The sequence below is a fragment of the Armatimonadota bacterium genome (genome assembly GCA_016223145.1).
GTDB lineage: Bacteria > Armatimonadota > Fimbriimonadia > Fimbriimonadales > Fimbriimonadaceae > Nitrosymbiomonas.
On the sequence record JACRPN010000011.1, the window covers coordinates 271,539 to 295,883 of the forward strand.

The window sequence follows — 24,345 nt, forward strand, 5'->3', positions numbered from 1 at the left end:
TCTGGTTGCCGCAGCCTCCAACCCCTTGGGAACTCGCAACCATTCCGCCGCTCCGTGATCCGGAGCCTCCCGGAGAGCACCAGACCATTCCTGCTGCCGTGGTGCAACCACCCATCCCGTTCATGTACACACCTCACCTACCTGCCTATCAGCTCTCTTCTGTGCCGATGGCCTTAGCCTCGAACCTAGTCAGCGGCCGATTTTCTGCGCCGCAAATATCCCAACGAAATAATACTGTGATATTACACCAGTCAATACCGCTGGGATTATTGTTTTTCCACAAACCGGATGAAATCGAGTTCAATATATACACCAAAGGATATTTGCGCGACAGGAATGCGGCCCCGCGATCCGAACCAAACGCCCTTCCAGCAGTGGATGCCGAACGACGGGTTGGAGGGCCGAACTGACGGTCACGTGAGATCCGAACAAACTTCCGTCAAAGCTCAGAACGGTCTCGTAGGGACCAATGCCTTCTCAATGGTCGGCAATCAGTCGGGTGATTCTTGCTTCGACGCGAGCCGCCTGGCCGAACACACTTGAGAGCAAGATGAAGCCCTGCTCCTCAGGCTCGACGTAGATCTGGCCAGGCTCAACCTCAGATTCTGAATCTCCTCCTGAACGATAGATGCAATAATCCTCGGCCCCAGACGGCAGCCTCTCGCCATCAGCGTCGTAGGGCACGATGTCGGCAAATGCCGCGTTCACCGCTTCGTCACTGGTGTTTTTCCAGTCGATCAGGACCATTTGAGCCGCCTGGCCGTTGGCGGGGAGTTTGTAAGGGACAATGCGGGTGCGAACCACCTCTCCACACAGTTGACGGGGTTTGGGACGGCGAGCGAACTTACGAGTGATCTCTGCGACTGCTCCTTCGGTTCGAGACTCTTGAAACTGGACGTAGTACTCTCCCTTGAGTTTGCCAAGTCTTGCCAGGTTCAAGCCACACGAAACCAACGTTCGCCGCTTGGCGTAGCGAATCAGCTCCGGTTTGTCCTTGAGCCAAATACCAATCCTGAGGAAGTGCTCCTCGTACTGGGCCCAGAGCGCAAACAGGTAGAGGGTTGGCAAGCTCAAGAAGGTCAGCGTCGGTGCAAGAAGAAACTGCTTGGCTGTGGCCCAAGTCAAAAGATCGCCAAACCCCAGATAGAGCTGCCGAAATGCAAAGACTGCGAGAGCAAAACCGATCCCCGTCAGAAGTAGTCGAAGCGGCCGTCTCAGTACTCGATGCTTCGGGTAATGGTCGGCCACAACACTCATGGAAGCAACCAGGCTGACAGCGGGAACCAAGAACAGTTCCCACCCAAGCGAAAGGACGTAGGTGTTGGTGATGAAACCGATAGCGGCAGTGAACCCCAGGCTCTGCCACACGAGATCCCAAAACAACCGAGGGTTCTCTCTCGCCTTCAGCACCTGAAAGACCGAGACACAAGCGACCGTCAAGAACCAGACTATCGAATCCTTGAGGTGGGTCATCTCCCAAAGTCCGACTCTCCACAAACCCCAAACCGCCATTGCTGCGTTGGCTAAGAGCGCCAGGAAGACACCGCTGACCTTGGGGCTAAGGAAGGCTCTCAGAAGGGGCTTGACGTGCGACCTTGCCACCATGGCCGCGAAAACGAGGAAGACACTTCCCCAGATGAGCAAGGCGATGTCGCGATTATTCAGGGACTGCCACAAATCAAGCATCGTAGACACTACGTATCGCATACCGAGCCGGATGCAAACTCGATCAGCCAGGTGCTCCCTGTTCGAGCAGCGGGTAGAGCAGCCTTGCTTGAACCGGGCAGGTTCACCGCCAGTCTGGTCCCCAAGCTGACTTTATCTGTTCTTCGAACGATATCCTTTCTCATGCCGATAGCTGGGCCCGGGAGGGGGCCGAGATCTTCTGATTCTCGCCTGCTGTTCCAGAAAGCGGCTGTCCTGGGCATTAGGAGGATTGGGTTGAGCGGAAGAGACGTTTTGGACAGGTAGCTCCAGCGGCTCTGCTCCAGAGAGAACGAAACCAAGCCGTCCCAGATTCTTGCGTATTTGCTCAAGAACGGCGTCCTAGGCCAGGGCCAGTTACATTCCTCCCGTACGATGGTCTCAGTGATCGGCCCTGGCACCAATAGTCCACACACGGAGCAGGCTCGCCACATTGAGGTGGGCCGTTGAATCACGGTTCCACCGAACGTGGCGCCTTGGTGGCCGGAGTGGCACCGGTGTCGGCACGCCCTATCCGTGCTCGCCTCAGAGCACCCAACGAGCGAAAGGAGAGCCCGGAGCGACCCGTCTTCGATCAAGAGAGTGGCCGGACCGCCGTGACTTCAGCCGGTTCGATGTCAGAGATCTGGTCGAAGCGCATGGGTCGGCTTGTCTCCGATGAGGATGCCAAGCTGTTCTCGGCTCGCGTCCTACATTTGGTCGAGATCTTCGTCAGGATCGAACAGAGAAAGACGTAGAATATAGTCTCCATGTCGTACGGTCGCCGCTCAGCCAAAAGGACCATCCTGGTCCAAGAATCCCCCAAGGCCGGGACGGCAGTCCTTTACGCCCGGGTCTCGACTAAAGAGCAGGAACAGGAGGGGTATTCGCTCCAAGCACAACTTGGCCTCCTGCGCCGCTATGCCCAGCAACACGGTCTGGAAGTCAAATGCGAGTTCATCGAAGCCGAGACGGCCAAGGAAGCTGGCCGGGAGAGATTCCAGGTGATGCTCGCGTTCGTCCGAGCTAAGGGCGTTGGGGCCATCCTCTGCGAGAAGGTTGACCGTCTGTACCGCAATCTCAAAGACAGGGTCCTGGTTGGCGATCTTGCTGTTGAGCTTCACTTCGTCAAAGAAGGGACCGTCCTTTCGAAGGCCTCCAAGAGCCACGAGAAGTTCGTCCACGACATCAAACTGGTGGTGGCCAAGAACTACATCGACAACCTTTCGGAGGAGACAAGGAAGGGGATGGAAGAGAAGGCCAAACAGGGCCTCTGGCCATCTCACGCTCCATTTGGCTACGTCAACGTCATCGTCGGCTCTAGGCGCGTGATCGAGGTCGACAAAAAGCTCGCCGTCAAGATCCGCCGCTTGTTCCAGACCTATGCGGAGGGGCAGGCGTCCTTAGCAAACCTTCGGGTGCTGGCCCGTGATATCGGTCTACGGTCCCGCAAGGGAAACGTCTTGCAGACCAGCATGATAGCCCAGATTCTCTCCAACCCGATCTACAGCGGTCAAATACTCTGGAACGGGGTCCAAAACGACGGGACGCACGAGCCGATCGTCTCGAAAGAACTATTCGAGAAGGTTCAGGAAGTAATGCACGGCCGGAACCGTAACAAGACCGGTTTCGGGAAGCTTGACTTCACCTACAAAGGCGTCTTCACCTGTTCTCACTGCGGCTGCGCCATCACGGCAGAGAGACACAAAGGCAAATACGTCTACTACCACTGCACAGGCAAGAAGGGCCGATGCCCTGGGCAGAAGTGTATCGAAGAAAACGTTGTCAGCGCCCAAGTCTCCAATCTTCTCAGACGCCTGCATATCGATGCGGAGATATTGGAAATGCTCCGGGACGCGCTGCAGGAGAGTTTTGAGGAACAGCGTGCCTTTCACGACGATCAGCGAGAATCGCTGGGAAACGAAGCTAAGAGCATAGAAGGCAAGTTGGAGGCACTGTATCTGGACAAGCTCTCTGGCCAAGTCCCGATGGCGATCTTCGACAAACTCAAGCTCAAGTGGGAAAGTGAACTCGATGCTTGTCGGCTCCTCCTCTCAAGTCTCAGCAAGGCTCAAGCTTCGTATTTCGAGCTCGGCGTGACCCTTCTTGAACTAGGTTCGAACTGCCACTCCAGGTTCGAAAAGGCTACTCCAAAGGAAAAACGAGAGATACTCAGATCCCTATGTTCGAACTGCCAGTTGGAGAACGGATCGGTGCAACTTTCCTTGCAGGAGCCATTCAAAACGATGCTCCAATCAATCGAAAGTGAAGGCAGCAACCGCGAAACTGGGAAATGGCTGGCGGACTAGGATTCGAACCTAGACTGACGGCACCAAAAACCGCTGTCCTACCATTAGACGATCCGCCAGCGCGAGCGAAGAGGATACCCGGGTACATAATTTAGGCATGAGCACCGCAGCCGCTTCGCGCACCGACCGCTTCGCCCACGAGCTTGCCGAGCACGGGATTGACGCCTTTATCGGGTGGTCGCCGGTGACGATGGGCTACCTTCACGGCTTCCACGAGGGCGGCGGCGAGCGGTTCATGGCGCTCTGCGTGTCGAAATCCGGCGCGGTGCGCTTGATCTGCCCAGCGCTTTCGGCGACCCAGGCGGGCCGTTCGGGCATTCAGGACGTGCAGTCTTGGCGTGACGGCGAGAACCCAGTGGCGATCTTCGAGCGGCTCGCGGAGGACTGGCGCCTTCGTGCGGGCATCGTCGCCGTGGACGACGAACTCCCGGCCCACATGCTCCTCGCCATGCAGGAAGCCCTGCCCGCAGCGCTTTTTCGGCCCGGCAATCGCTATCTCTCGCAAATGATGAGCGTAAAGACCGCCGACGACCTGGAACTGATGCGCCAGGCCGGGGCGATCGCCGATAGGGCGTTCCCTGTCGGCGTTGAGGCCTGCAAGGTGGGCGCAACCGAAGCCGACGTGATGGACGCCCTCAACGCTGAAATGGCGCGGCTCGGCGGCAAACCGCTTTTCTGCATCATTGCGGCCGGGCCCAACGGCGCCGAACCGCACCACCTGAGCGACGACACGGTAATCAGGGACGGCGACGTGATTGTGATGGACTTCGGTTGCACGGTCGGCGGTTTCCACAGCGACATCACGCGCACGGTCTGTGTGGGACGCGCGAGCGACGAGGCCAAGAAGGTCTACGATGTGGTCTATCGGGCCCATAAGGCAGCCAGGGACGCCATCGCGCTCGGCGTCGAGTGCCAGCAACTCGACCGCATCGCGCGCAAGGTCATCGAAGGCGCCGGTTACGGGCCCTATTTCATGCATCGCCTCGGCCACGGCTTCGGCATGCGGGGCCACGAGGACCCGAACATCGTCGAAGGCAACGCGCACCAACTGGTCGAGGGCAACGTTTTCAGCATCGAGCCCGGCATCTATCTGCCCGGAAGGTTCGGCGTGCGCATCGAGAACATCTGCACGGTCGGCCCCGACGGCGAAATCAGCCTGAACGAAGAGCCGAGCCCTGTGCTTGTCGAGGTGTAGGTCCTGATCAGACGGCGATTGCCGAACCCGATCTTGGGTTTGCCTTGGATGCGAACTCCAAGAACCCTCTCAGAATCGCCAGACCGTCGGTATTCCCCAAGATCGCTTTCGTGGCGCGCTCGGGGTGGGGCATCATGCCCAGGACGTTGCCGGCTTCATTGAGCACGCCTGCGATGCGTTCGATCGAGCCGTTGGGATTGGGATCGGCGAGAGGCGACAGGCTGGAAGCGAATTCGTCTCCAGGCTCTCGCGTCACGCCATCTCGATCCTCGCCTCTCGCTTCTCGCTTCTCGCCATTATAGGGGCTCCCGTAAGTGAACGCGATCCGATTTTCTCGTCTCAACATCTCCAGCGTTTCGGGATCGGCCAAATAGCGACCTTCACCATGGGCGATGGGGATGCGCAGCGGACGGTCGCATTGTTTCGTCCAAGCCGAATCCCGATTCTCTGCCGTTAGCCAGACGTCCTGACAGAGGAACTTCTGGCCGACGTTGGGCAGCAGGGCTCCTGGCAGCAAGCCCGTCTCGCACAGGATCTGGAAACCGTTGCAGACGCCGATCACCGGTTTGCCCTGGGCGGCGAGTTTGGCGACGGCCTCCATGATGTGCGAGCGAGAGGCGATGGCCCCGCAGCGCAGATAATCGCCGTAGGTGAAGCCTCCCGGCACGAAGACTCCATCGAAACCGTCCAACGAGAACTCCTCGTGCCAGGCGTATTCTGCCTCGACGCCGAGGTCGTCGCGCAGCGCCCAAATCGCGTCCTGATCGCAGTTGGATCCGGGGAACTGGGGAACGGCGATTCTCATCTCGGCACCTCAAACTGCAATGCCTCCGCCTCTTCCGAGGTGGAGGCTTGAACATCCCGTGAATTAGCTGCGCCAGCCTCCACCTCAGAAGAGGCGGAGGCATCAATCTTCCTACTCACGCCGCCACCTCAAACCGGTAACTCTCGATGACCGGGTTGGCGAGCAGCTTGTCGCACATGTCCTTCACGCGCGCCTCGGAGTAGTCCTCCACTTGCAATTCGATCAACTTTCCAATTCGGCAATTGGACACCTCGTCAAATCCGAGCTTCTTGAGCGATCCGGCTACGGTGCGGCCGGCGGAATCGAGGAGCGAGGGCTTCAGCGTGACGTACACGCGAACGGTCACCATGCCGATAGTTTGGCAGAGATTGGGGAGGAGGGGACGAGTTGAAAGGTCCGAGGTCCGAGGTCTGAGGTCCGAGGCGGGAGTGCAGGGCGGTGCATTCTCCGTCCCTTCGTCCCCCTGTCCCTTCGTTCCCTCGTCCCTGTGCCCCTTCTTTACGCCGCCTTCGCTACATCCTCAAACGCAAGCAGGATGTCGAGTTGGCTGCGCTCTTGGAGGTTTACGATCACCTGGTTCAGCTTCGTTCCGTAAAGGTCCACGGCTTGAGGCGACTGCACCTTCCCTCGAATGGTCGGTCGAAGCCGAGGTCCCACAAACAAGATGGTCAGCCCCTCGAGTTCGTGGTCGTGCGAAAGCGACAGCGCTCCGCCCTCGACGCCCGACCGGTAGAACGTCTTCAGGGTTCGCCGGCCCTTTTCGAATGCGTGGATCTCATCGGGACGCATGAAGACCATCCGCCTCTGGCGTCCCGACGCCATCAATCGCCGCGCTGAGTTGAGCGCTGAGTCGAGCGTCGCCGGGTCGAGCTGAACCACGATCTGGAAGCACCCGTGGCTGCTCAGGGTCTTTTCAAGAATGGCCTCGGCGACGGAATCGGGCGTCACCACGCCGGGCATGTACGTCGTGTACGGAAGCTCCATGATGAGCTGCGATGTGCCGTCAGGTCTGCACGGGAAGAACGGGTGGGAGGTGCCAAACGCAAATCCGGCGCTCCCCGGCTGCCGGCCCCCCTTGGAAGCTGAAACCCGCGCGCCCACGTGCTCGGCAAACTCGTAGAACTGGGCCCAGCCCTGCCATTGGCCGTTGCTCGGGCGCACCGTCGTGCAGGTGGGCACCGCCGCCGTGCGGGAGACGCCGACCTGTTGCATTTTCAGTTTGTCCTCGGTCCACGGAGTGTGAGCGTCGGATTGGAAGAGCAGCCCGACTTCGTGCTCCCAGGCGCGGAAGGCGCGATAGATATCGAGCGGAAACCCGGGAGCGCCCACGAGCCAGGCAGGACGGCAGCCGATCATCGTCATCGAGCGCTGGACCTTGGAGACGAGGTCGGTCCCAAAGGTCTCGGCCTCTACGCTGAGCGCGCCGGCCGCCGGCGCGCCGTTCGGCCAGTGCCAGAAGATGGGAAGGCTCGCGCCGGTGAACTCCACCGCCTCGACCACGGCCCGAACGAACATCTCTCGGATGCGGTCGGCATGGGGCTCCAGGAAGGCCGAGCAGGGCGCATTGCCAGACTGGGCGCGGTCTCGCTCGATGTCCAGGGCGATGCCGTCCTCGGCGCGCAGAATGCCGTCATCGAGACGCAAATGAGGGTCGGTCTGCGCGATAGCGTCGGTCTCCACAGACCGTCCCAAGGCCATTTGGCACAGGGTTTGGCCAACGTGAGGCGCGAGAAAGAGCGCCTTGACGCGGTTCGCCTCGACGCGAACAAACCCGGTAAAGGCGTGATGCGAAATGCCGGTTTGGCGCTCGGCAACTCCAGTCGCTGAACCCTCGTCACCCAGGCGAGACGCCCGGGCTGCACCCTTTCCGGCATTCTCAGTGTGGGCGTCGCCCACCTTCAGCGTGGCCTTGGCGCCAGCGGGGTACCCCGTGCCGCCAAAGAAGACCGTAGACCCTCCATCAGGCCACACGCGGTCGGGCCGAATCGGCTCCAGGTTCTCGCGAGAGAGGTGCACCCCGCTTCCCGAGAGTCCGAAGACCCCTTCAAGCCCCCACGCGGAGCCGCTGCAGACCAGCGCCTTCCCGAACCCGGTCCAACCCTGGACGGCCTCCTTTTGCGTTTCGCTCAGTCCGCCATAGCCGCAAAGCAGAAGGACGTCGAGGCCCTCCAGGTCCTGGCCGTGGAGGCTGCTCAGCCTGCGAAAGGGCACGCCCGCATGCTCCAAAACCTCTCGGTAATAGGGGGCATAGCGGTCGCCCTCTGCCAGAAAAAGGCCGACAGAGCACCATCTGAAATCGGATCCGTTAAGCGCCACGGTTGACCGTATTGTCGGCTGCCCCGGGGCCCCTGTGAAGGGTGGAAAGGTATCCTTTTGAACCCATGATCCTAAAGCTCGGCCTTCCGAAAGGCAGCCTCCAAGAAGCGACTTTCTCCCTCTTTCAGCGGGCGGGCTTTGCGTTCCATATCTCCTCGCGCTCGTATCAGCCGGTGGTCGACGACCCCGAGATCGAGCCCGTGCTGCTGCGCCCTCAGGAGATTCCTCAGTATGTGGCGGATGGGGTGATCGACGCAGGATTGACCGGCCACGACTGGGTGATGGACTGCGGCGTGGACGTCCACGAGGTCTGCGAACTGCGCTATTCGAAGCTGACCTCCAACCCGATTCGGGTCGTGATGGCCGTGCACAACGACGCCCCCTATCGGACGGCTGAGGACCTTCGCGGCAAGAGGTTGGCGACGGAGTATGTGCGCCTCACCGAGAGGTTTCTTGAGGCCAAGGGTGTTGCCGCACAAGTCGAATTCAGTTGGGGCGCGTGCGAAGTCAAGGTTCCCAGCCTTGTGGATGCGATCGTCGTGAACACCGAAACGGGGTCCTCGCTGCGCGCGCACAACCTTAGGATCATCGAGACCTTGCTTACGTCCACCACGCGTCTGGTCTGCGGGCACGGCGTTTGGGCCGATTCAGACAAGCGCCACAAGCTGGAGTCGCTGGAGATTCTGCTGACTGGCGCGATGAATGCGTCCAGGTTGGTTGGCTTAAAGATGAACGTACCAATGGCGAGCAAGGACGTGGTGCTGGGCCTGCTCCCGGCGCTGCAGAACCCGACGCTGTCGCCGCTGGCCGATTCGGAGTGGGTTGCCGCCGAGGTGATCTTGAGTGAAAAGGAGGTGCGCGACCTGATCCCTGCCCTCAAGCGCGCCGGCGCGACAGGAATCGTTGAATATCCGCTCAATAAGGTGATTTACTAGGGACTCCCGTTCTGCTTGGCGCTCCTTTGTGGCTCTTCGTCTTTGCGAAAAGTCCCTAGGGTCGCCGGCACGGAAACGGCGGCTACTGTCTTTGCGTCTCGGCGAAAAATCCATAGGGGCGCCGGCACGGTGGTGGCGGCTAATGACTTCGCGTAAAGTCCCTTGAGCGGCAGTGCAGGACCAGCGGCAACGGATCATTCCAAGACCGCCTCCAGCACCCGTTGCACCCCGGTCCGCACCGGATCGGTGGCCGGCAGGCCCGTCTCACGCTCGGTTCGTTCGATGTGCTCCCTGGCCTCTTCCTCCGAAAGACCGCCCGTATTCAGACAGATCGCAGCCGTTTTGGGGCGCGGAAATGTGCCGCAAGCCTCGGCGAGGTCCTCATAGAGGGTGGCGAGCTGCCGCAGTGGGGGAATCTTGACCCACGGCACGCGCCGCAGCGTCTCAGCCCCCGCGCGATGGCAAAGCACCAGGTGGGTTGGCATCGTGCCTCTCAGGAGGGGCAGGTTGGCGGTGCTCGCCGGATGGATGAGCGAGCCCTGGCCTTCGACGATCACCATGTCCGCGTGTTTGCCCTTCAGCACCTCGCGCTCGATGGCGCCTCCTGCGAAATCCACCCGGATCGCGTCCAGCGGCACACCCGAGCCGGTGACGACAATCCCGATCTGGCCCGTTGCGACGAACCGGGCATCCATACCCCGTTCGCGGGCCGTCTTCCAGATCTCAAGGCCGGCCGTCATCTTCCCGCAGCTCATGTCCGTGCCGATCATCAAGACGCGCGTATTCGTGAGGTTTCGAGCCTCTCCGTGGGCGATATCGAGACCGGGCGGCTCCACGCGAATGTCCCAGACAAATTGTCCCTCGCAAAGCGCCGGATACCTCGGCCCGAGAAGGTCGTGCAGCCCATTCACCAGCGACAACCCCAGCGACACGGCCCTGTCGAGGTCGGGATACCACTCTTTGGGGATCAGCCCTCCCGGCGGCGCGATCCCAAGAACGAGTACATCGGCGCCGAGCGCGGCCGCGGCGTCGACATCCGCCACGACGGGGCAGGAGCGGGCCGAATCGGACACGTCGGCAACATCCCTGCCCGCAAATCGGGAGTCAATGACGGCAACGATCTCGTTAGGCGAATACCGCAGGCAGCCGCTGCCCATCTTGGCGGCCATTTCTCCAATGGCGCCCTCCATGTAGAGCGCCAACTTGTGGTGCTTCTCGATCATGGCAGTCTCAGCTCCACCCCGTGCCCGGGAACCTCACGGCAGCGGACCACGCCCTCCACGAACTCCAAACCCGTGGCGGGATCGGGCGCCAGATTCAGGTGGGAATCGAGGTCGATGTGATCAAATAGCGCACCGATCGAGGCTCCAGCTCCGATCGCCACTGACGACTCGCTCATGCACCCGATCATGGTCTTGAGGCCGTGTCTGCGTGCTTCCGCCACGATCCTCAGCGCCTCGGTGATCCCCCCGCATTTCATGAGCTTGAGGTTGACACCGTCCACCCTCCCGGCAAGGCGCGCGACGTCGGAGGCCCATCGGCAGGACTCGTCCACATAGATTGGCAAAGGGCGGCTCGCGAAGAGTTCAGGAAGCTGATCCTCGGCGCCCTCGACGAGCGGCTGCTCGACGTAGTCCACGCCTCTCTCGGCGAGCCAGACGAGCATGTGCTTGGCGTCCGTCAGGCTCCACCCTCCGTTCGCATCTACCCGTAAACTCACGTTGAAGGGAGCCGACGCCTCGCGCGAGGCAAGGAAATTGGCCTTGTCGGCCTCGATGCCCTCCGGAGATCCCAGTTTGCACTTGAGGAACTTCGCGCCGGTCCTTTCCAGAATCTCCGGTACCCGCTCGCGGATCACCTCGGGCGGGTTGATGCCAATGGTCACGCTCGTCGGGACCGATCGATTCTCCAGCCCCAGAAACGCATAGAGGGGTTTGCCAGCCTTCTTGGCGGCCAAATCCCAAAGTGCGATGTCCAGCGCGGCCATGGCTGCGGGCTCGATTCCTTCCTCTTTGGCGAGTTGCCACACGGCCTCGGGGGTCCAGCCATCCCGTTCAGCCGAACAGAACTCCTCCAACTGCCGCCGGCAGTTCAGAGGAGCGTCTTCTTCAATCCCGATCCCGGGCGCGCCCTCGCCTAGGCCAACGATTCCTTGGTCTTCGGCAAGAACATAGACGCTTCGGCTCCCGGCGCTCACCCCTCGGCTGATGGCCAGTGGATAGCGCTTCTTGAGCTCCACGATCTGAAAGGAGAACTTCGGCACGGCTTTGCGCTGTGTACCCAACCTGTGGCGGCTTTCACACTAGAGAGGCGGCTCACACTGCATCCTGCCCCCAATCCCCTATCCTCATATCCCGGAAACCAAATCGTAAATCGCCAATCGTAAATCGTCTATCGCCTCGTCTTCACTATCGGATGCCTCCCAATGCTCCCACCAGCCGCGTCATTCTTGGCGACGCGCGAGACCTTTCCGCCATCGACGACGGCTCGGTCCACCTCGTGGTCACATCGCCGCCTTATTGGCAGATCAAGGACTACGGCGCCGAGGGGCAGATCGGCTACCACCAAAGTTATGAGGACTACGTCAACAGCCTGAACTTGGTGTGGGCCGAATGCGAACGGGTGCTCCATCCTGGCTGCCGCCTTTGCATCAACGTTGGCGACCAGTTTGCCCGGGCCATTCACTACGGGCGCTACAAGCTCATCAGCATCCAAAGCGAAATCATCCGATGCTGCGAGGCGCTTGGGCTCGACTACATGGGCACGATCATCTGGCAGAAGGTGACCACCACCAAGACCACCGGCGGTGCGGCGATCATGGGAAGCTACCCTCATCCGCGCAACGGGATGATCAAGGTGGACTATGAGCACATTCTGCTCTTCAGGAAGCTTGGCCAAGGACCTAAAGGGACGAAGGGACAGAAGGACGCCTCGGCGCTGACGCGGGAGGAATGGAACACCTTCTTCGCGGGGCACTGGAAGATCCCGGGCGCCAGGCAGGTGCAGCATCAGGCGGTGTTCCCTGAGGAGGTCCCGCGGAGGCTGATCCGCATGTTCAGCTTCCCGGGTGAGACGGTTCTGGACCCGTTTGCGGGCAGCGGGACCACGCTCACAGCCGCAAGAGAGCTGGGCCGAAACGGCATTGGCGTGGAAATGAACGAGGCGTTTCTGCCCCTGATCACCGAACGGCTGCAAAGCGATGGGCCGGCGCTCCTGATCGAGCGACAAGAAGATGTCAGCACGGATTTCGAGCCGCGCATCGCGCGGCTTCCCTATCGGTTCCATGACCCTCACGCCTTCGACCGGGTGAATCCGAAGGCGAAGGCCAGGCCATAGCCTCTCGCCCGCCACCTCTCGCCTCTCCCTTCTCGCCCAAGACCCTCAACCCGTAGCCGCAGGCTTCAGCCAGCGCATGCCTGTGCATGCCTTTGCGTCTATGCGCCATTGAAAGAAGTCCCGAGACGCGCCGGCACGGAACCGGCGGCGACGCGTTTCTGCTTCCGCCTCCCCCCCTGAGGGAGAGGCCGGAAAGCTCCGGCGAATCGGGTGAGGAGGTGCTGCCGGAGCCTAACTGATCTATACGTCCCCTATCCCTTCCGGCACCAGACCATCATCTCGATCTCATCCAGCTTGATCGGACGCTCGCCCCAATCCCCGGCTGTCCCGCCCCACACGTTCTCGACCAGAAAACCCACGTGCCGCAGCATTGCCACCAGCTCGGGCGGGATGAACAGCCGCTCGCGGATCGCCATCGTGCGCTTGCCCTCGGGCAGGTCCCACTCGTCCTGATAGGTCGCGAGCATCGTCGTTGGGTCAAACGAGCCGTTCGCCACGTGCTCGTCGGTCATGCGGCGGATGATCGCGTAGCCGTTGAGCGCCGTCAGCACGAAGGGCGCTCCGGGCTTCAGCGCCGCGTGAATGCTGCGGAGTATCGCCAGATCGTGCCCGACCGGCTCCTCGTCGACGTCGGCCAGCCCCAGGCCTCCCTCGCAAAGACAGATCGCTGCGTCGAAGAGCTGTTGAGATCGGAAGGTCTTGCCGTCGGCATGAACCCAGGCCACCGACACGCCCGCCTCTTCCTCGGCCCTTCGAGCTTGCGCCAGCATCCCTTCCGAGAGGTCTACACCCGTCACTTGAAAGCCCCGCTTGGCCAGCTCGACCGCATGCCGCCCCACGCCGCAGCCCATATCGAGGATCGAACTGCCGGCCGGCAAGTTGAGCCGTTCGAGCAGGAACGCCACTTCGCCGACCGTGTTCTTGGTGAATCCGTTCTGCAGATAGTGCGGCGCATGCGCATCGAAGAACGCCTGCCAACGGGTGGGGGCCTGCTCGGACATGATCCCAAGATACCGGAGCCAAGCTGCGTTGAACCTGAATTACCAGGTTCTGACAGCAATTCGAAAACCGATGTCACAAAACAGGGTGCTCGGGACAATACCTATACGAGGCTTCAAAAAGAGGCTAATTGGCTAAAGGGTTCGAAAGGAGAAATAGTCAGGAATATTGAGGGGCTGGGAGATTTCCCGGCCCGCCTGATTTTTGGGGGTCCGTTTTTGTGGCCACCTCGCCCCTTGAGGGAGAGGTCGGTAAGCAAAGCGAACCGGGTGAGGGGTCCGCTCGCGCAAGGCAAAGGGAATCAGGACGTCGTCGACCCTCTACTGGCGGCAACTTCCTTGCTTTCAGCCTTCAGGCATCCCTGCCCACCAACGCTCCGCCATAATCCATTCGTGAAGCGCAACGGTGCGTGGCCCTGGATTCTGCTGCTCTCTGCGCTATCGGCGCTGCCGTGCGGCTGCGGCTCCGAAGAAGCAAAGGCAACCCTTCGCATCGCCAACTGGGGCGGCGCAGGCGACGACAGCGAGTTCCAGCGCACCATCCGAGAAATCTTTCAGGAGTTCGGAACGGCCAACCGATGCCGCGTGCTCCAGGAAGGGATCCCGGGCTCCCAAGACTACGTCAGCAAGATGCTGCTGAACTTCGTCGCGAAGTCCACGCCCGACATCATGACCGTCGACGCATCGAGCGCCTCGGTGTTTGTGGACAACGGCGCATTGATGGACCTCAGTCCCTACCTTGCCAGGGACAAGGACATTTCGCTCGATGAGTTCTTCCCCAACGTCGTGGACATCTGCCGGCGCGGCGACAAGGTCTACGCCATCCCGGGCGACTTCACGCCCATGGTGCTCTACTACAACAAGCGCCTCTTCGACCAGGCTGGGGTGCCCTACCCCGACGGCAACTGGAACTTCGCAGAGTTCAGAGAGGCGGCGGCGAAGCTGACGATCAAAGACAAGCAGTACGGCTTCGCCTTTTCGAACTGGATGCCCGGATGGATCATGTTCCTCTGGAACAACGGCGCCGACGTTCTGAGCCCCGACGGGACCAAGGCCGGCGGCTTCATCGATTCGCCGAAAGCCGTCGAGGCGGTGACGTTTCTGCGCGATCTGGTGAACGCCGGCTACGCTCCCTCGCTGAGCGCCTCGGCAGCCACGGGCGTGGACTTCTTTGCCACGGGCCGCGCCGCGATGGGCGTCAGCGGACACTGGGCGATCACGGGCTACAAAGAGTCAAAGGACATCAAGATGTCCGAGATCGGCGTCGCGCCGCTGCCGACCAACCTGGCGAAGAGCGTGACCGTGATGTACGAAGCTGGCCTGGCGATCAGCAAGGAGGCCAAGAACCCGGACCTGGCTTGGAAGTACCTGAAGTTTTTCACCAGCTACGCCATCCAGAAGCGCTACAACAAAACCGGCATCGCGGTGGACGCCCGCAAGGACGTCGCCGCCGAGCGCGGCACAGACCCTCTGGAAAGGGCGTTTCTCGACATCGTTCCGAGCGCCCGTCCGCCGTGGGGGTCACGGGTAATGGGCTACGACTACTTGGAGACCGCAGGCACCAAGGCCATGGAGGCGATCCTCCAAGGAGCGGACCCAAAGACGGCCCTCACCGAAGCGGCAAGGAGGATCGATGCTTACTTCCAATTGCGCTAACTCCGAAGCCCCCTCCTTGTTCTTGCGCAGCGAAAATGAGGAGGGGGTTGGGGGTGGAGACTCCGAAAACCTTGAAACCCTCTGCGTCACTGCGCCTTCTCAGCGTGCTCTGCGAGAGATCCCCAGGAGGAGATCGTAAATCGCAAATCGTAAATCGTCAATTCGTGGTCCGCTGTTCGTCGCTCCGGCGGCGGCGCACCTGATCGTGTTCGCGCTCTTCCCGCTGCTCTACACTTTCTATCTCAGCTTCTTCAAGTGGAACCTGATCCAGGAGAGCAAGCAGTTCGTGGGGGCCGCGAACTACCGCTACAGCTTCAGCGACGGCCTGTTCTGGAACGCGATGGGCAACTCGTTTCGGTTCGCGCTGGGAAGCGTGCCGTTCGGCATGGCGGTCGCGCTTGGGGTGGCGATCCTGGTCAACCAGAAGCTGCGGGGCATCACGGTCTTCCGCACGATCTATTACATCCCGGCCATCAGTTCGGGCGTCGCCATCGCGATGCTCTGGATCTATGTCTATCTGCCCGAGACCGGTCTCATCAACTCGCTGCTCGGCATGGCGGGCATCACAAACAAGACCGACTTCCTTCAGAACCCGGGTTGGGCCATGTCGGCGCTCGTCTTCATGAGCGTATGGGTCGGGCTCGGGCCCAAGATGATCCTGTTTCTGGCGGGGCTGATGGGCATTCCGCCGGCACTCTACGAGGCCAGCGAGCTCGACGGCGCCTCCAAGTGGCAGAGCTTTTGGCACGTGACCTTGCCGATGCTCGCGCCGACCACGTTCTTCGTGATGGTCACCAGCACGATCGGCGCGTTCCAGCTTTTCACGCCGGTGTACATGATGACCAAGGGCGGCCCGCAGGACACGACCGACGTGGTCGGCTACCACATCTACATCGAGGCGTGGCAGAAGTTCCTGGTCGGCATCGCCGGGGCGAAGTCGTTTATTTTGCTTCTAGTCATCGCCATCTTCGCGTTTCTGCAGTATCGGATGATGAAAAAGCAGTTGGAGGGGTATTGGGTGGGATGAAGAAGCTCCTCTCCTACCTCCTCCTTATCCTCCTCGCCTTGTTCCTGGCGGCGCCGTTTGTGTGGATGATCCTCGTCTCCCTTCACCCCTCCAAGGCCCCCATCCCCAGCGTCGACAAGATCCTCCCGGACCAGGCCCACTGGGAGAACTACCGCCTCGTGCTCTTCAACCCCGAACTCCCCGTCTTCCGGTTCTTCGTGAACTCGGTGATCGTCACATGCGCCGTCGTCTTCGGGCAGCTTTTCGTCACCAGCCTTGCCGCGTTCGGCTTCTCACGCCTCACCTTTAGGGGCCGAGACGCCCTCTTCAACCTCTTCCTGCTCAGCCTCATGTTCGCCGGGCCCGTGATGCAGCTTCCGGTCTATCTGCTGGTCCGCTCGGCGGGATGGCTCGACACCTATTGGGCACTGATCGTGCCCGGGCTCTCCAGCGCGTTCAACGTGTTCCTGCTGCGACAATTCATGCTCGCCATCCCCAAGGAGCTCGACGAGGCCGCCCGGCTCGACGGCGCGGGCGAGTTCTTCATCTACCGCCGCCTCATCCTGCCGCTCTCCAAGACCGCGCTCGCCACCGCCGGGGCATTCACGTTCTTCGCCGTGTGGACCGATTTCTTCTGGCCCCTGCTCGCCACCAACTCGGTCGAGATGCGCACGCTCGAGGTCGGGCTTTCCGTCTTCAAGAACAGCTACGGCGGCGCGAACTGGCCCCTCCAGATGACCGCCGCAGTCATTGTCATCACGCCCCTCCTGCTTGTGTTCCTCTTCACGCAGAGGTTCTTCGTGAAGGGGATCACGATGGGCAGCATCAAGTAGGCTGCGAGGGAAAAGTCCCCGGGCGAAAACCACTCGAATAGCAAAGGCTGGAATGTACAATCCTGTCCCATGAGGAATCAACTCAGCGCCGAGCAAGTGACCTCCTACCGCGAGAACGGCTACATTGTCATTGAGCACTTCCTCGATCCCGAGGAGCTCGAAGACTGGCGCACGCAGGTGGGCGAGGCTGTCGAAGATCGAAAGAGAAACAAGCCCCAGCCCAAAGAGGGCGAGCCCTGGCTCACGAACACGGCGGACGGCGTCAGCGAGTATTACCAGCAGGTCTTTCTCCAGTGCCTGAAGCTCGCCGACACCCACGCGGGAGTTCGCCGATTGATGCTCGACCCGCGGCTTGGCGAAATGGCCTCGACGCTCGCCGGCGTGGACGGCATGCGCATCTGGCACGATCAGGCGCTCATCAAACCGCCGTTCGGAAACCCAACCGGGTGGCACCTGGACAACCCCTATTGGTCCTTCTCGAGCCGTGATTCGATCTCAATCTGGGTGGCGCTCGACGATGCGACGCTCGGCAACGGCTGCATGTGGTACGTCCCCGGCACGCACAAGACCGCGCGCTACGAGAACGCCGGCATCGGCGAGAACATGGCCGACCTCTTCAAGGTGTATCCCGAGTGGAAGGAAATCGACCCGGTGGCGTGTCCCTGCCCTGCGGGTTCGGCGGTCTTTCACAACGGGCTTGTCGCCCACGGCGCGGGCGCCAACATGACCAACAAGCCCCGGCGCGCGATGACCTGCGCCTATATGCCGATCGGCAGCACCTACAACGGCTCGACCAACGTGCTGCCACCAGAGTACTATCGCACCCTCCAGATCGGCGACGTGCTGGATGATGACGTCGTGAACCCACTGGTGTGGAAGAAGGGGTAATGCTCGACGGAGCGATCAGCCACAATGGGCCATGATCGCGAGCCTCACCGCCCTTCTCGCCATCGCGCCCCTCCAAGCCAAGGCAGCCCCGGCCGGACCGATCGTCCCCAAGCTGGGACTAACCATCACCAAATCGGGTTCGGCCAAGCCGGGAATCTACAATCTGGCCACGAACACCGACAACGTCGCCAAACCGGCCCTGACGATCCAAGGCGACAACCTGGTGGTCGACTTCAAGGGTGCAACCCTGCGCGGCACTCCCGCGAGCGTCGATCCCGACAAGCGGCTCGGATTGGCGGTCCTGGTCAAAGGCAAGAACGTCACGATCAAGAACCTGAACGTGCGCGGCTACCGCTTTGGCATCCTCGCTCGCAGCGCCCCCGGAATCAAGATCCTCAACTGCGACCTCTCCTACAACTGGAAACAGCACCTGCTCTCCAACCTCGAACGCGAGGACGGCGCCGACTGGATGAGCTACCACCGCAACGAGAAGGACGAGTGGCTGCGCTACGGCTGCGCGATCTACCTGCGCAAATGCGACGGTTTCGAGGTCAAGGGCTGCACCGCTGTCGGCGGCCAGAACGGCCTGATGATGATGGAGTGCAGCGACGGCAAGGTCTGGAACAACAACTTCTCTTTCCTCTCGGGGGCAGGCGTCGCCATGTACCTATCCAGCCGCAACCAGATCATGCACAACAAGATCGACTGGTGCGTGCGCGGCTACAGCCACGGCGTCTACAACCGGGGCCAGGACTCGACCGGCATCCTGATCTATGAACAGTCTCACCGCAACATCTTCGCCTACAACTCGGTGACTCACGGCGGCGACGGCTTCTTCCTTTGGGCCGGACAGACCACCATGGATACCGGCAAGGGCGGCTGTAACGACAACCTGCTCTATGGAAACGACTTCAGCCACTCGCCTGCGAACGGCATTGAGGCCACCTTCAGCCGGAACCTATTCATCAACAACCTGCTGCTCGAAAACTGGCACGGCATCTGGGGCGGCTTTGGCTACGAGAGCAAGACGATCGGCAACACGTTTGGCCTGAACGGCGAGGCGATTTCCTGGGAGCACGGACAGGACAACGTGATCCAGTACAACCGCTTCTTGAGCGATGCCAGCGGAATCGGGCTTTGGCAGAATGCCACCCTTGACCCGAATTGGGGCTATGGCAAGGCCCGGGACTGCCGAAGCAGGGATTGGCTCATCGCCGACAACTCTTTCGAGGGCATCGCCGGTTCGGTGCTGCGCATCCGCGAAACCTCGAGTGTTGCCGTGCAGGACAACGAGTTCGCACGCAATGGCCGGATATTCGAGCTCGGCGGCAAGCGGGAGGGCTTCACCTTCAAGAACAACGACGTGCGCCACCGGACGGGCGAAGAACCGGGCAACGGCATCAAGATTCAGGGCGGAACCTGGCGGACCTCCGGCCAGGGAGCGCAAGCCCCCGTGCGTCTAGTCGATGGCAACGGAACGGAATCGCCGAACGCGCCCAAGGACCAGCCGGGATATCTGGCGCTCTTTGAGACCGACTGGTCGCCGACCGACCTCTCGTGGATGTCGGATGCTGGGCGAGCAGCAACTTCAAAGTATGCGCCGAAGCCTCTTCAAGGTGGCATGAACGCTATGCTGCCGGACGGGGCAATCCGCGGACGACGCTACATCCTGGTGGACGAATGGGGGCCGTACGATTTCAAGCGCCCGATCCTCTGGCCGCGAGGCGAGGCGCCGCAAACGGTCCAGCAGGCGGGACGAGAACCGGCCGCGTCCCGCGCTACGGCTTACCGGTTCGAGATTCTGGGCCCGAAGGGCTATTGGAAGGTGGCGCAGTCGCGCGGCGTGGGATCGCTTTCCAAGCTGGCGGGCACTGTGCCCGACATGGTGGATGTCGTGCTCGAACCGGGCAAGGCGTCGGACATCTGGATCGAGCTGGAGTACACCGGCGCGGCGACCACAGACGTCAAAGGGAACGTGACGCCCAAGGGCAAGCCGGTTAAGTTCGGCTACCGGAAGTTCTTCGCGCCGATCGCCTGGGATACGAAGTGGTTTACCTACGACGCCAACACCCAGGAGCCGCGCAGCCAGTACGCTGCCTTCCAAGCGCTGCTGAAAGAGGGTAAACCGATCCTGACGGAGAAGTCGGACAAGCTGGACTTCACCGACGGCTACAAGGGGGCCTTGCGCGACCACTATGCGACTTCGGCGGTCGGAACCGTTGAACTTCCTGCCGGGAAATATGTGCTGAACTGCACCAGTGACGACGGAGTGCACGTGTGGATCGACGGAAAACTGGTGATCGACCGCTGGAACTGGCACGGCCCCACGCTGGACACGGCAGAACTCGGCCCTGGCAAGCACGAGATCAGGGTAGAGCACTTCGAAATCGACGGGTATTCGATGCTTAAGTTGGATATTCAGCCGAAGAAGTGAAGAGCCCCTCCCTTGGTTTTGCGAAGCGAAACTGCTTCCGAGTCCCGATATGTCGGGAAGGGAGGGGTTGGGGTGGGAGACTCCGGAATCCCTATCTTCCCGGCGCGCAAGGCGAGGAGGAACGGGTAGGGGATGGAGGTTTTCGAATTCAAGCCTCCTCGCACTGCACTCCAAGAGGAGGGGGCCCTTTTCACCTGCGGTAGTACACCTCGTTCGTCCTCAGCTCCTGCCTGAAGCCCTCGACCGTCGTGCCATCCCGGATCACCACGCACTCGATACCTGCGATCTCTGCAAAGTCGCGCAAATGCTCAGAAGTCACCGCGTAGCTGTACCCCGTGTGGTGCGCTCCGCCCGCATAGAGCCAGCAGGCGCAGGCGGTCTTGAAATCGGGCTTGCATTCCCACACGGCCCTCGCCACCGGCAGCTTCGGCATTGGCTCCGGCGTACCCACCGCATTCACTTCGTTCACGATCAGGCGGAACCGGTGCCCAAGGTCGATGAGCGAGGCGTTGAGCGCCGGGCCGGTCTGGGAATCGAACACGAGCCGCACCGGATCGGCCTTGCCGCCGATGCCCAGGGGGTGAATCTCCAGCTTGGGCTTGCCCTTGGAGATGCTCGGGCAGATCTCCAACATGTGGGCCCCGAGAACCAGCGGCCGCTTGGGGTCGAGGTGGTAGGTGTAGTCCTCCATGAAGCTCGTTCCCCCGCCCAGACCTTCACCAACGGTCTTCATGAACCGCACCAGCGCACAGGTCTTCCAGTCCCCCTCGGCGCCGAATCCAAAACCCTCGGCCATCAGCCGCTGCACCGCCAAACCCGGAAGCTGAGCCAAGCCGTGAAGGTCCTCGAAGGTGGTGGTGAAACCCTTGAAACCCCCGTCGATCAAGAACTGCTTGATGCCAAGCTCCAATCGCGCCCCGTAGCGAAGGGATTCGTGCTTCGCGCCACCCCTTCCCAGTTCGGGCTCGACCTCGTAGGATTCGTCGTATTGGTCACATAGGTCGTCTATGGCTTGCTCACCAATCGCCTCAACCACCTCGACCAAATCGCCCACTCCAAAGCCATTAACCGAGAACCCAAACTGGGCCTCTGCCGCCACCTTGTCGCCTTCGGTGACCGAGACCGAACGCATGTTGTCGCCGAACCGGCAGAATTTTGCGCCTTGAAGATCGGCCCATCCGCGAGCGACTCGAGAAAACGCGCCGAGTCGCTCTTGCACCTCGGGATCCGACCAGTGGCCGACGACGATCTTCCGAGCCACCCCCAGCCGCGTGTGCAGGTGCCCGGCTTCGCGATCGCCATGCGCAGCCTGATTCAGGTTCATGAAGTCCATGTCGATCGTGGCCCAGGGCAGATCGCGGTTGAACTGGGTATGCAGGTGGGCGATGGGTTTCTGAAGCTGTGAGAGACCGCCGATCCACATCTTTGCGGGCGAAAAGGTGTGCATCCAAAGGACAAGCCCTGCGCAGGAAGGGTCCGAATTGGCGGCAAGGCAAAGCTCCCGGATCGCGGGCGGATCGGTGAGCACGGGCTTGAACTCGATTGGCAATGGGATGGCCTTGGTGTCGTTCAGCTCGTTGGCGATCGCTTGGGAGTTGGAGGCGACCTGCTTGAGCGTTTCCGGGCCATAAAGGTGCTGCGAGCCGGTGACGAACCAAAGGGCATGATTGGACATGGCTGTCCGAAGGTTACTCATAAGGACCGACTTTTGGGGCGAAGAGCCGGAACTACGAACTTCGCTCGACCGTGCTCGTCGCCAGATGCGTCAGCATTGGAGAGGCCAGTCCAACCTCAACAAGCGCTGCCAAACTCCGCTCCACGGCCCCTTTGGCGGCTTCGGAAGATGACTTCAGCCCATGGACTGAAGGATAGGTGGCTTTCTTGCGGTCGCGGTCGCTGCCCGCTGCCTTCCCAAGCTCCTCAGCGGTAGACGTCTCGTTTAGGATGTCGTCCGCAATCTGGAATGCCAGGCCGATCTCAAACCCGAAGTGCTCCAGCGCCAGACACTGTTGGCCGGTTCCCCCTCCCAGCAGGGCCCCGATCCGACACGAAGCCGCGATTAGTGCCGCGGTCTTCTTGCGGTGGATCTCATCAACAACGGCCCCGGATACCTCTCGCCCTTCAGATAGCACGTCGAGCACCTCGCCGCCAACGAGCCCGCTAGAACCGGAAGCCGATGCCAGCAGGCGTGTGGCCTGGGCGCAGGCCTCAGATTGACTGGACGCCTTCGAGATCACCTCGAACGCCAAGGCAAAAAGCGCATCTCCCGCCAGCACAGCGATCGCCTCGCCGAATTTTACGTGGCACGTTGGCTTGCCCCGCCGCAGGTCGTCATCGTCGATGCAAGGCAGGTCGTCGTGGACCAGCGAAAAGGCGTGGACCATCTCGATGGCGCAGCCCCCATCAAGGGCCGCCTCGGGCGTCGCACCGACAGCCTCAGCGCTCGCCAGACAAAGCAATGGCCTCAATCGCTTGCCCGGCGCCAGGCAGGCGTAGCGCATCGCCTGATGCAGCTCGGTCGGCGGCGCCGATTCCTTGGGGAGCCAGTCCGAGAGCCGGGCGTCGATCTGTTCGCGCCATGCATCCAGCGTTTGTGGAATGTCCACGAGTTCCACGAAGTGTACCGAGGCGTTGGTAAACTCGCCCGACATGGCCGAGATTCGACCTTTCCAGGGCTTGCGCTACTCCAAGAAAGCCGGCGACATTGCGTCCCTCATTGCTCCGCCCTACGACGTGCTTTCTCCGGCGGACCGCGAGCGCTACGCCGCCAAGGACCCGCACAACGTGGTGATGCTCACGCTTCCCGAGCAGCTTCCGGACGACCGCAGCAAGTTCGTCAAATACGCGCGGAGTTCCGCTCGCTTGGCAGAGTGGCGGCGCGACGGCACGCTGGAACTCGAAACCAGACCCGCTTTCTACCGGTATCGGCAGACCTTTTCCATCCCCGGCGAACCCGGCAAACTCGAGCGCACCGCCGTCATCGCCCTCCTCAAGACTGAGCCCTACGAGAAGGGCGTGGTGCTCCCGCATGAGCAGACCTTCCCGAAGCACAAGGAGGACCGCCTCCGTGTGCTGGAGGCGACTCGAGCCCACCTGGAATGCATCTATGGACTGTGTGAGGACTCTGGTTCCTATCAGGCGGCCATCGAAAGCGCTCCGGCAATACCGCTAGCCACCCTAGATTCTGAAGATGGTGTCCATCAGGTGCTCGAAGGCATCGACGATCCGGACGCCTGCTCGGAGTTGGCCAAGCTGATGGCAGATCGCCGGATCTGGATCGCCGACGGCCACCATCGCTACGAAACGGCCTGCGCCTTTCGCGAAGCGCTGGGACCCAAAGACGGCCCTGTCGCCGAGGACTACATGATGATGGCGATCAGCAGCATCAGCGATCCGGGCCTCGTCATCCTTCCCACGCATAGGATCGTTCCCAAGATGCCAATGGGCACGGCGGAGCTCAAGACTGCGCTCTCGAACCGCTTCAATGTGCGCACGATGTCGAATGCCGAGTTGATGGCACAGCTCAAGAAGCTCAATGCCCCCGATACGCGCGTTTTCGGTATCGTCCTCCCGGGAGGCACGGGACTCCTGCTCACCTTGGAACGCCCCGAGGACGCCCTCGATTGGATGACGGGGGGCGACAGCCCGAGGCTCAAAATGCTCGACGTCAGCATCCTTCACCGGGTGATCTTCGAGCAGGTGCTCGGGCTCATCGGCCTCGACTTCTTCAGCTATACCCGCGACCCCGACGAGGCCCTGCGCGAAGGCAGCAGGCCGGGCGCTGCAGCCTTCCTCATGAACCCGCCAAGCGCCGAGGACATGACCGAGATCGCGGTGGGCGGCGAAAAGATGCCCCAGAAAAGCACGTATTACTTCCCGAAACTGCTCTCCGGGCTGGTCCTTTGGTCCCTCGGTGACTTTTAGGCGGTTATCCTAAACGCCAAAGAAGTA

General features: G+C 61.3%; 19 protein-coding genes and 1 tRNA gene. 10 read left to right on the forward strand and 10 right to left on the reverse strand.

Features of this window, described 5'->3' with window-relative positions; translation table 11 throughout:
- Positions 1 to 477: 477 nt before the first annotated feature.
- The gene (locus HZC36_09930) at positions 478 to 1,695 is read right to left on the reverse strand and encodes a hypothetical protein (protein ID MBI5707293.1); all 1,218 of its coding nucleotides are present in this window, start codon (positions 1,693 to 1,695) and stop codon (positions 478 to 480) included.
- Positions 1,696 to 2,453: 758 nt separating this feature from the next.
- Between HZC36_09930 and HZC36_09935 the strand changes: the two genes are divergently transcribed.
- Positions 2,454 to 3,992: a recombinase family protein gene (locus HZC36_09935; protein MBI5707294.1), complete on the forward strand. Its 1,539-nt coding sequence runs from the start codon at positions 2,454 to 2,456 to the stop codon at positions 3,990 to 3,992.
- Here HZC36_09935 and HZC36_09940 read toward each other — a convergent pair.
- Positions 3,978 to 4,051 (reverse strand) — tRNA-Gln (locus HZC36_09940). The two genes, HZC36_09935 and HZC36_09940, sit on opposite strands and share 15 nt — an antisense overlap.
- A 38-nt stretch (positions 4,052 to 4,089) precedes the next feature.
- Here HZC36_09940 and HZC36_09945 point away from each other — a divergent pair.
- Entirely contained in the window at positions 4,090 to 5,187 is a 1,098-nt protein-coding gene (locus HZC36_09945; protein MBI5707295.1) for an aminopeptidase P family protein, read from the forward strand.
- 7 nt (positions 5,188 to 5,194) lie between these two features.
- Here HZC36_09945 and purQ read toward each other — a convergent pair whose 3' ends face one another.
- From purQ to HZC36_09960, 3 genes are all read right to left on the reverse strand, one after another.
- Entirely contained in the window at positions 5,195 to 5,992 is a 798-nt protein-coding gene (gene purQ / locus HZC36_09950; GenBank protein ID MBI5707296.1) for a phosphoribosylformylglycinamidine synthase subunit PurQ, read from the reverse strand.
- Between the two features lie 115 nt (positions 5,993 to 6,107).
- Positions 6,108 to 6,341, reverse strand: a complete 234-nt coding sequence (gene purS, locus HZC36_09955; GenBank protein MBI5707297.1) for a phosphoribosylformylglycinamidine synthase subunit PurS — start codon at positions 6,339 to 6,341, stop codon at positions 6,108 to 6,110.
- Positions 6,342 to 6,490: 149 nt separating this feature from the next.
- Positions 6,491 to 8,308: a hypothetical protein gene (locus HZC36_09960; GenBank protein ID MBI5707298.1), complete on the reverse strand. Its 1,818-nt coding sequence runs from the start codon at positions 8,306 to 8,308 to the stop codon at positions 6,491 to 6,493.
- A 65-nt stretch (positions 8,309 to 8,373) separates the two neighbouring features.
- Between HZC36_09960 and HZC36_09965 the strand changes: the two genes are divergently transcribed.
- Positions 8,374 to 9,243: an ATP phosphoribosyltransferase gene (locus HZC36_09965; protein MBI5707299.1), complete on the forward strand. Its 870-nt coding sequence runs from the start codon at positions 8,374 to 8,376 to the stop codon at positions 9,241 to 9,243.
- Positions 9,244 to 9,437: 194 nt separating this feature from the next.
- Here HZC36_09965 and HZC36_09970 read toward each other — a convergent pair whose 3' ends face one another.
- Both HZC36_09970 and HZC36_09975 read right to left on the reverse strand, forming a co-directional pair.
- Entirely contained in the window at positions 9,438 to 10,466 is a 1,029-nt protein-coding gene (locus HZC36_09970; protein ID MBI5707300.1) for a DUF1611 domain-containing protein, read from the reverse strand.
- Complete coding sequence (locus tag HZC36_09975) at positions 10,463 to 11,506, reverse strand: dipeptide epimerase (GenBank protein MBI5707301.1); 1,044 nt, start codon at positions 11,504 to 11,506, stop codon at positions 10,463 to 10,465. The genes HZC36_09970 and HZC36_09975 overlap by 4 nt, the downstream gene beginning before the upstream one ends.
- A gap of 152 nt (positions 11,507 to 11,658) precedes the next feature.
- Here HZC36_09975 and HZC36_09980 point away from each other — a divergent pair, with 152 nt between their 5' ends.
- Positions 11,659 to 12,579 carry a site-specific DNA-methyltransferase gene (locus HZC36_09980; protein MBI5707302.1) on the forward strand — a complete coding sequence of 307 codons (921 nt, stop codon included), beginning with the start codon at positions 11,659 to 11,661 and terminating at the stop codon, positions 12,577 to 12,579.
- Between the two features lie 251 nt (positions 12,580 to 12,830).
- Here the strand turns inward: HZC36_09980 and HZC36_09985 are convergent, their stop codons facing one another.
- The gene (locus tag HZC36_09985; GenBank protein MBI5707303.1) at positions 12,831 to 13,580 is read right to left on the reverse strand and encodes a class I SAM-dependent methyltransferase; all 750 of its coding nucleotides are present in this window, start codon (positions 13,578 to 13,580) and stop codon (positions 12,831 to 12,833) included.
- 390 nt (positions 13,581 to 13,970) lie between these two features.
- Here HZC36_09985 and HZC36_09990 point away from each other — a divergent pair, with 390 nt between their 5' ends.
- From HZC36_09990 to HZC36_10010, 5 genes are all read left to right on the forward strand, one after another.
- Positions 13,971 to 15,233: a sugar ABC transporter substrate-binding protein gene (locus HZC36_09990; protein MBI5707304.1), complete on the forward strand. Its 1,263-nt coding sequence runs from the start codon at positions 13,971 to 13,973 to the stop codon at positions 15,231 to 15,233.
- A gap of 205 nt (positions 15,234 to 15,438) precedes the next feature.
- Positions 15,439 to 16,260 carry a sugar ABC transporter permease gene (locus HZC36_09995; protein MBI5707305.1) on the forward strand — a complete coding sequence of 274 codons (822 nt, stop codon included), beginning with the start codon at positions 15,439 to 15,441 and terminating at the stop codon, positions 16,258 to 16,260.
- On the forward strand, positions 16,257 to 17,072 hold the full coding sequence (locus tag HZC36_10000) for a carbohydrate ABC transporter permease (GenBank protein MBI5707306.1): 816 nt from the start codon (positions 16,257 to 16,259) through the stop codon (positions 17,070 to 17,072). The genes HZC36_09995 and HZC36_10000 overlap by 4 nt, the downstream gene beginning before the upstream one ends.
- Before the next feature lie 69 nt (positions 17,073 to 17,141).
- Positions 17,142 to 17,960 carry a phytanoyl-CoA dioxygenase family protein gene (locus HZC36_10005; GenBank protein ID MBI5707307.1) on the forward strand — a complete coding sequence of 273 codons (819 nt, stop codon included), beginning with the start codon at positions 17,142 to 17,144 and terminating at the stop codon, positions 17,958 to 17,960.
- Between the two features lie 31 nt (positions 17,961 to 17,991).
- Positions 17,992 to 20,394, forward strand: a complete 2,403-nt coding sequence (locus HZC36_10010; protein ID MBI5707308.1) for a right-handed parallel beta-helix repeat-containing protein — start codon at positions 17,992 to 17,994, stop codon at positions 20,392 to 20,394.
- A gap of 190 nt (positions 20,395 to 20,584) precedes the next feature.
- On the opposite strand, the gene araA is transcribed toward HZC36_10010, so the two are convergent.
- Positions 20,585 to 22,069 carry an L-arabinose isomerase gene (gene araA / locus HZC36_10015; protein MBI5707309.1) on the reverse strand — a complete coding sequence of 495 codons (1,485 nt, stop codon included), beginning with the start codon at positions 22,067 to 22,069 and terminating at the stop codon, positions 20,585 to 20,587.
- A 52-nt stretch (positions 22,070 to 22,121) separates the two neighbouring features.
- Entirely contained in the window at positions 22,122 to 23,045 is a 924-nt protein-coding gene (locus HZC36_10020) for a polyprenyl synthetase family protein (GenBank protein ID MBI5707310.1), read from the reverse strand.
- Here HZC36_10020 and HZC36_10025 point away from each other — a divergent pair.
- Positions 23,044 to 24,318, forward strand: a complete 1,275-nt coding sequence (locus HZC36_10025) for a DUF1015 domain-containing protein (GenBank protein MBI5707311.1) — start codon at positions 23,044 to 23,046, stop codon at positions 24,316 to 24,318. The two genes, HZC36_10020 and HZC36_10025, sit on opposite strands and share 2 nt — an antisense overlap.
- Positions 24,319 to 24,345: the final 27 nt, after the last annotated feature.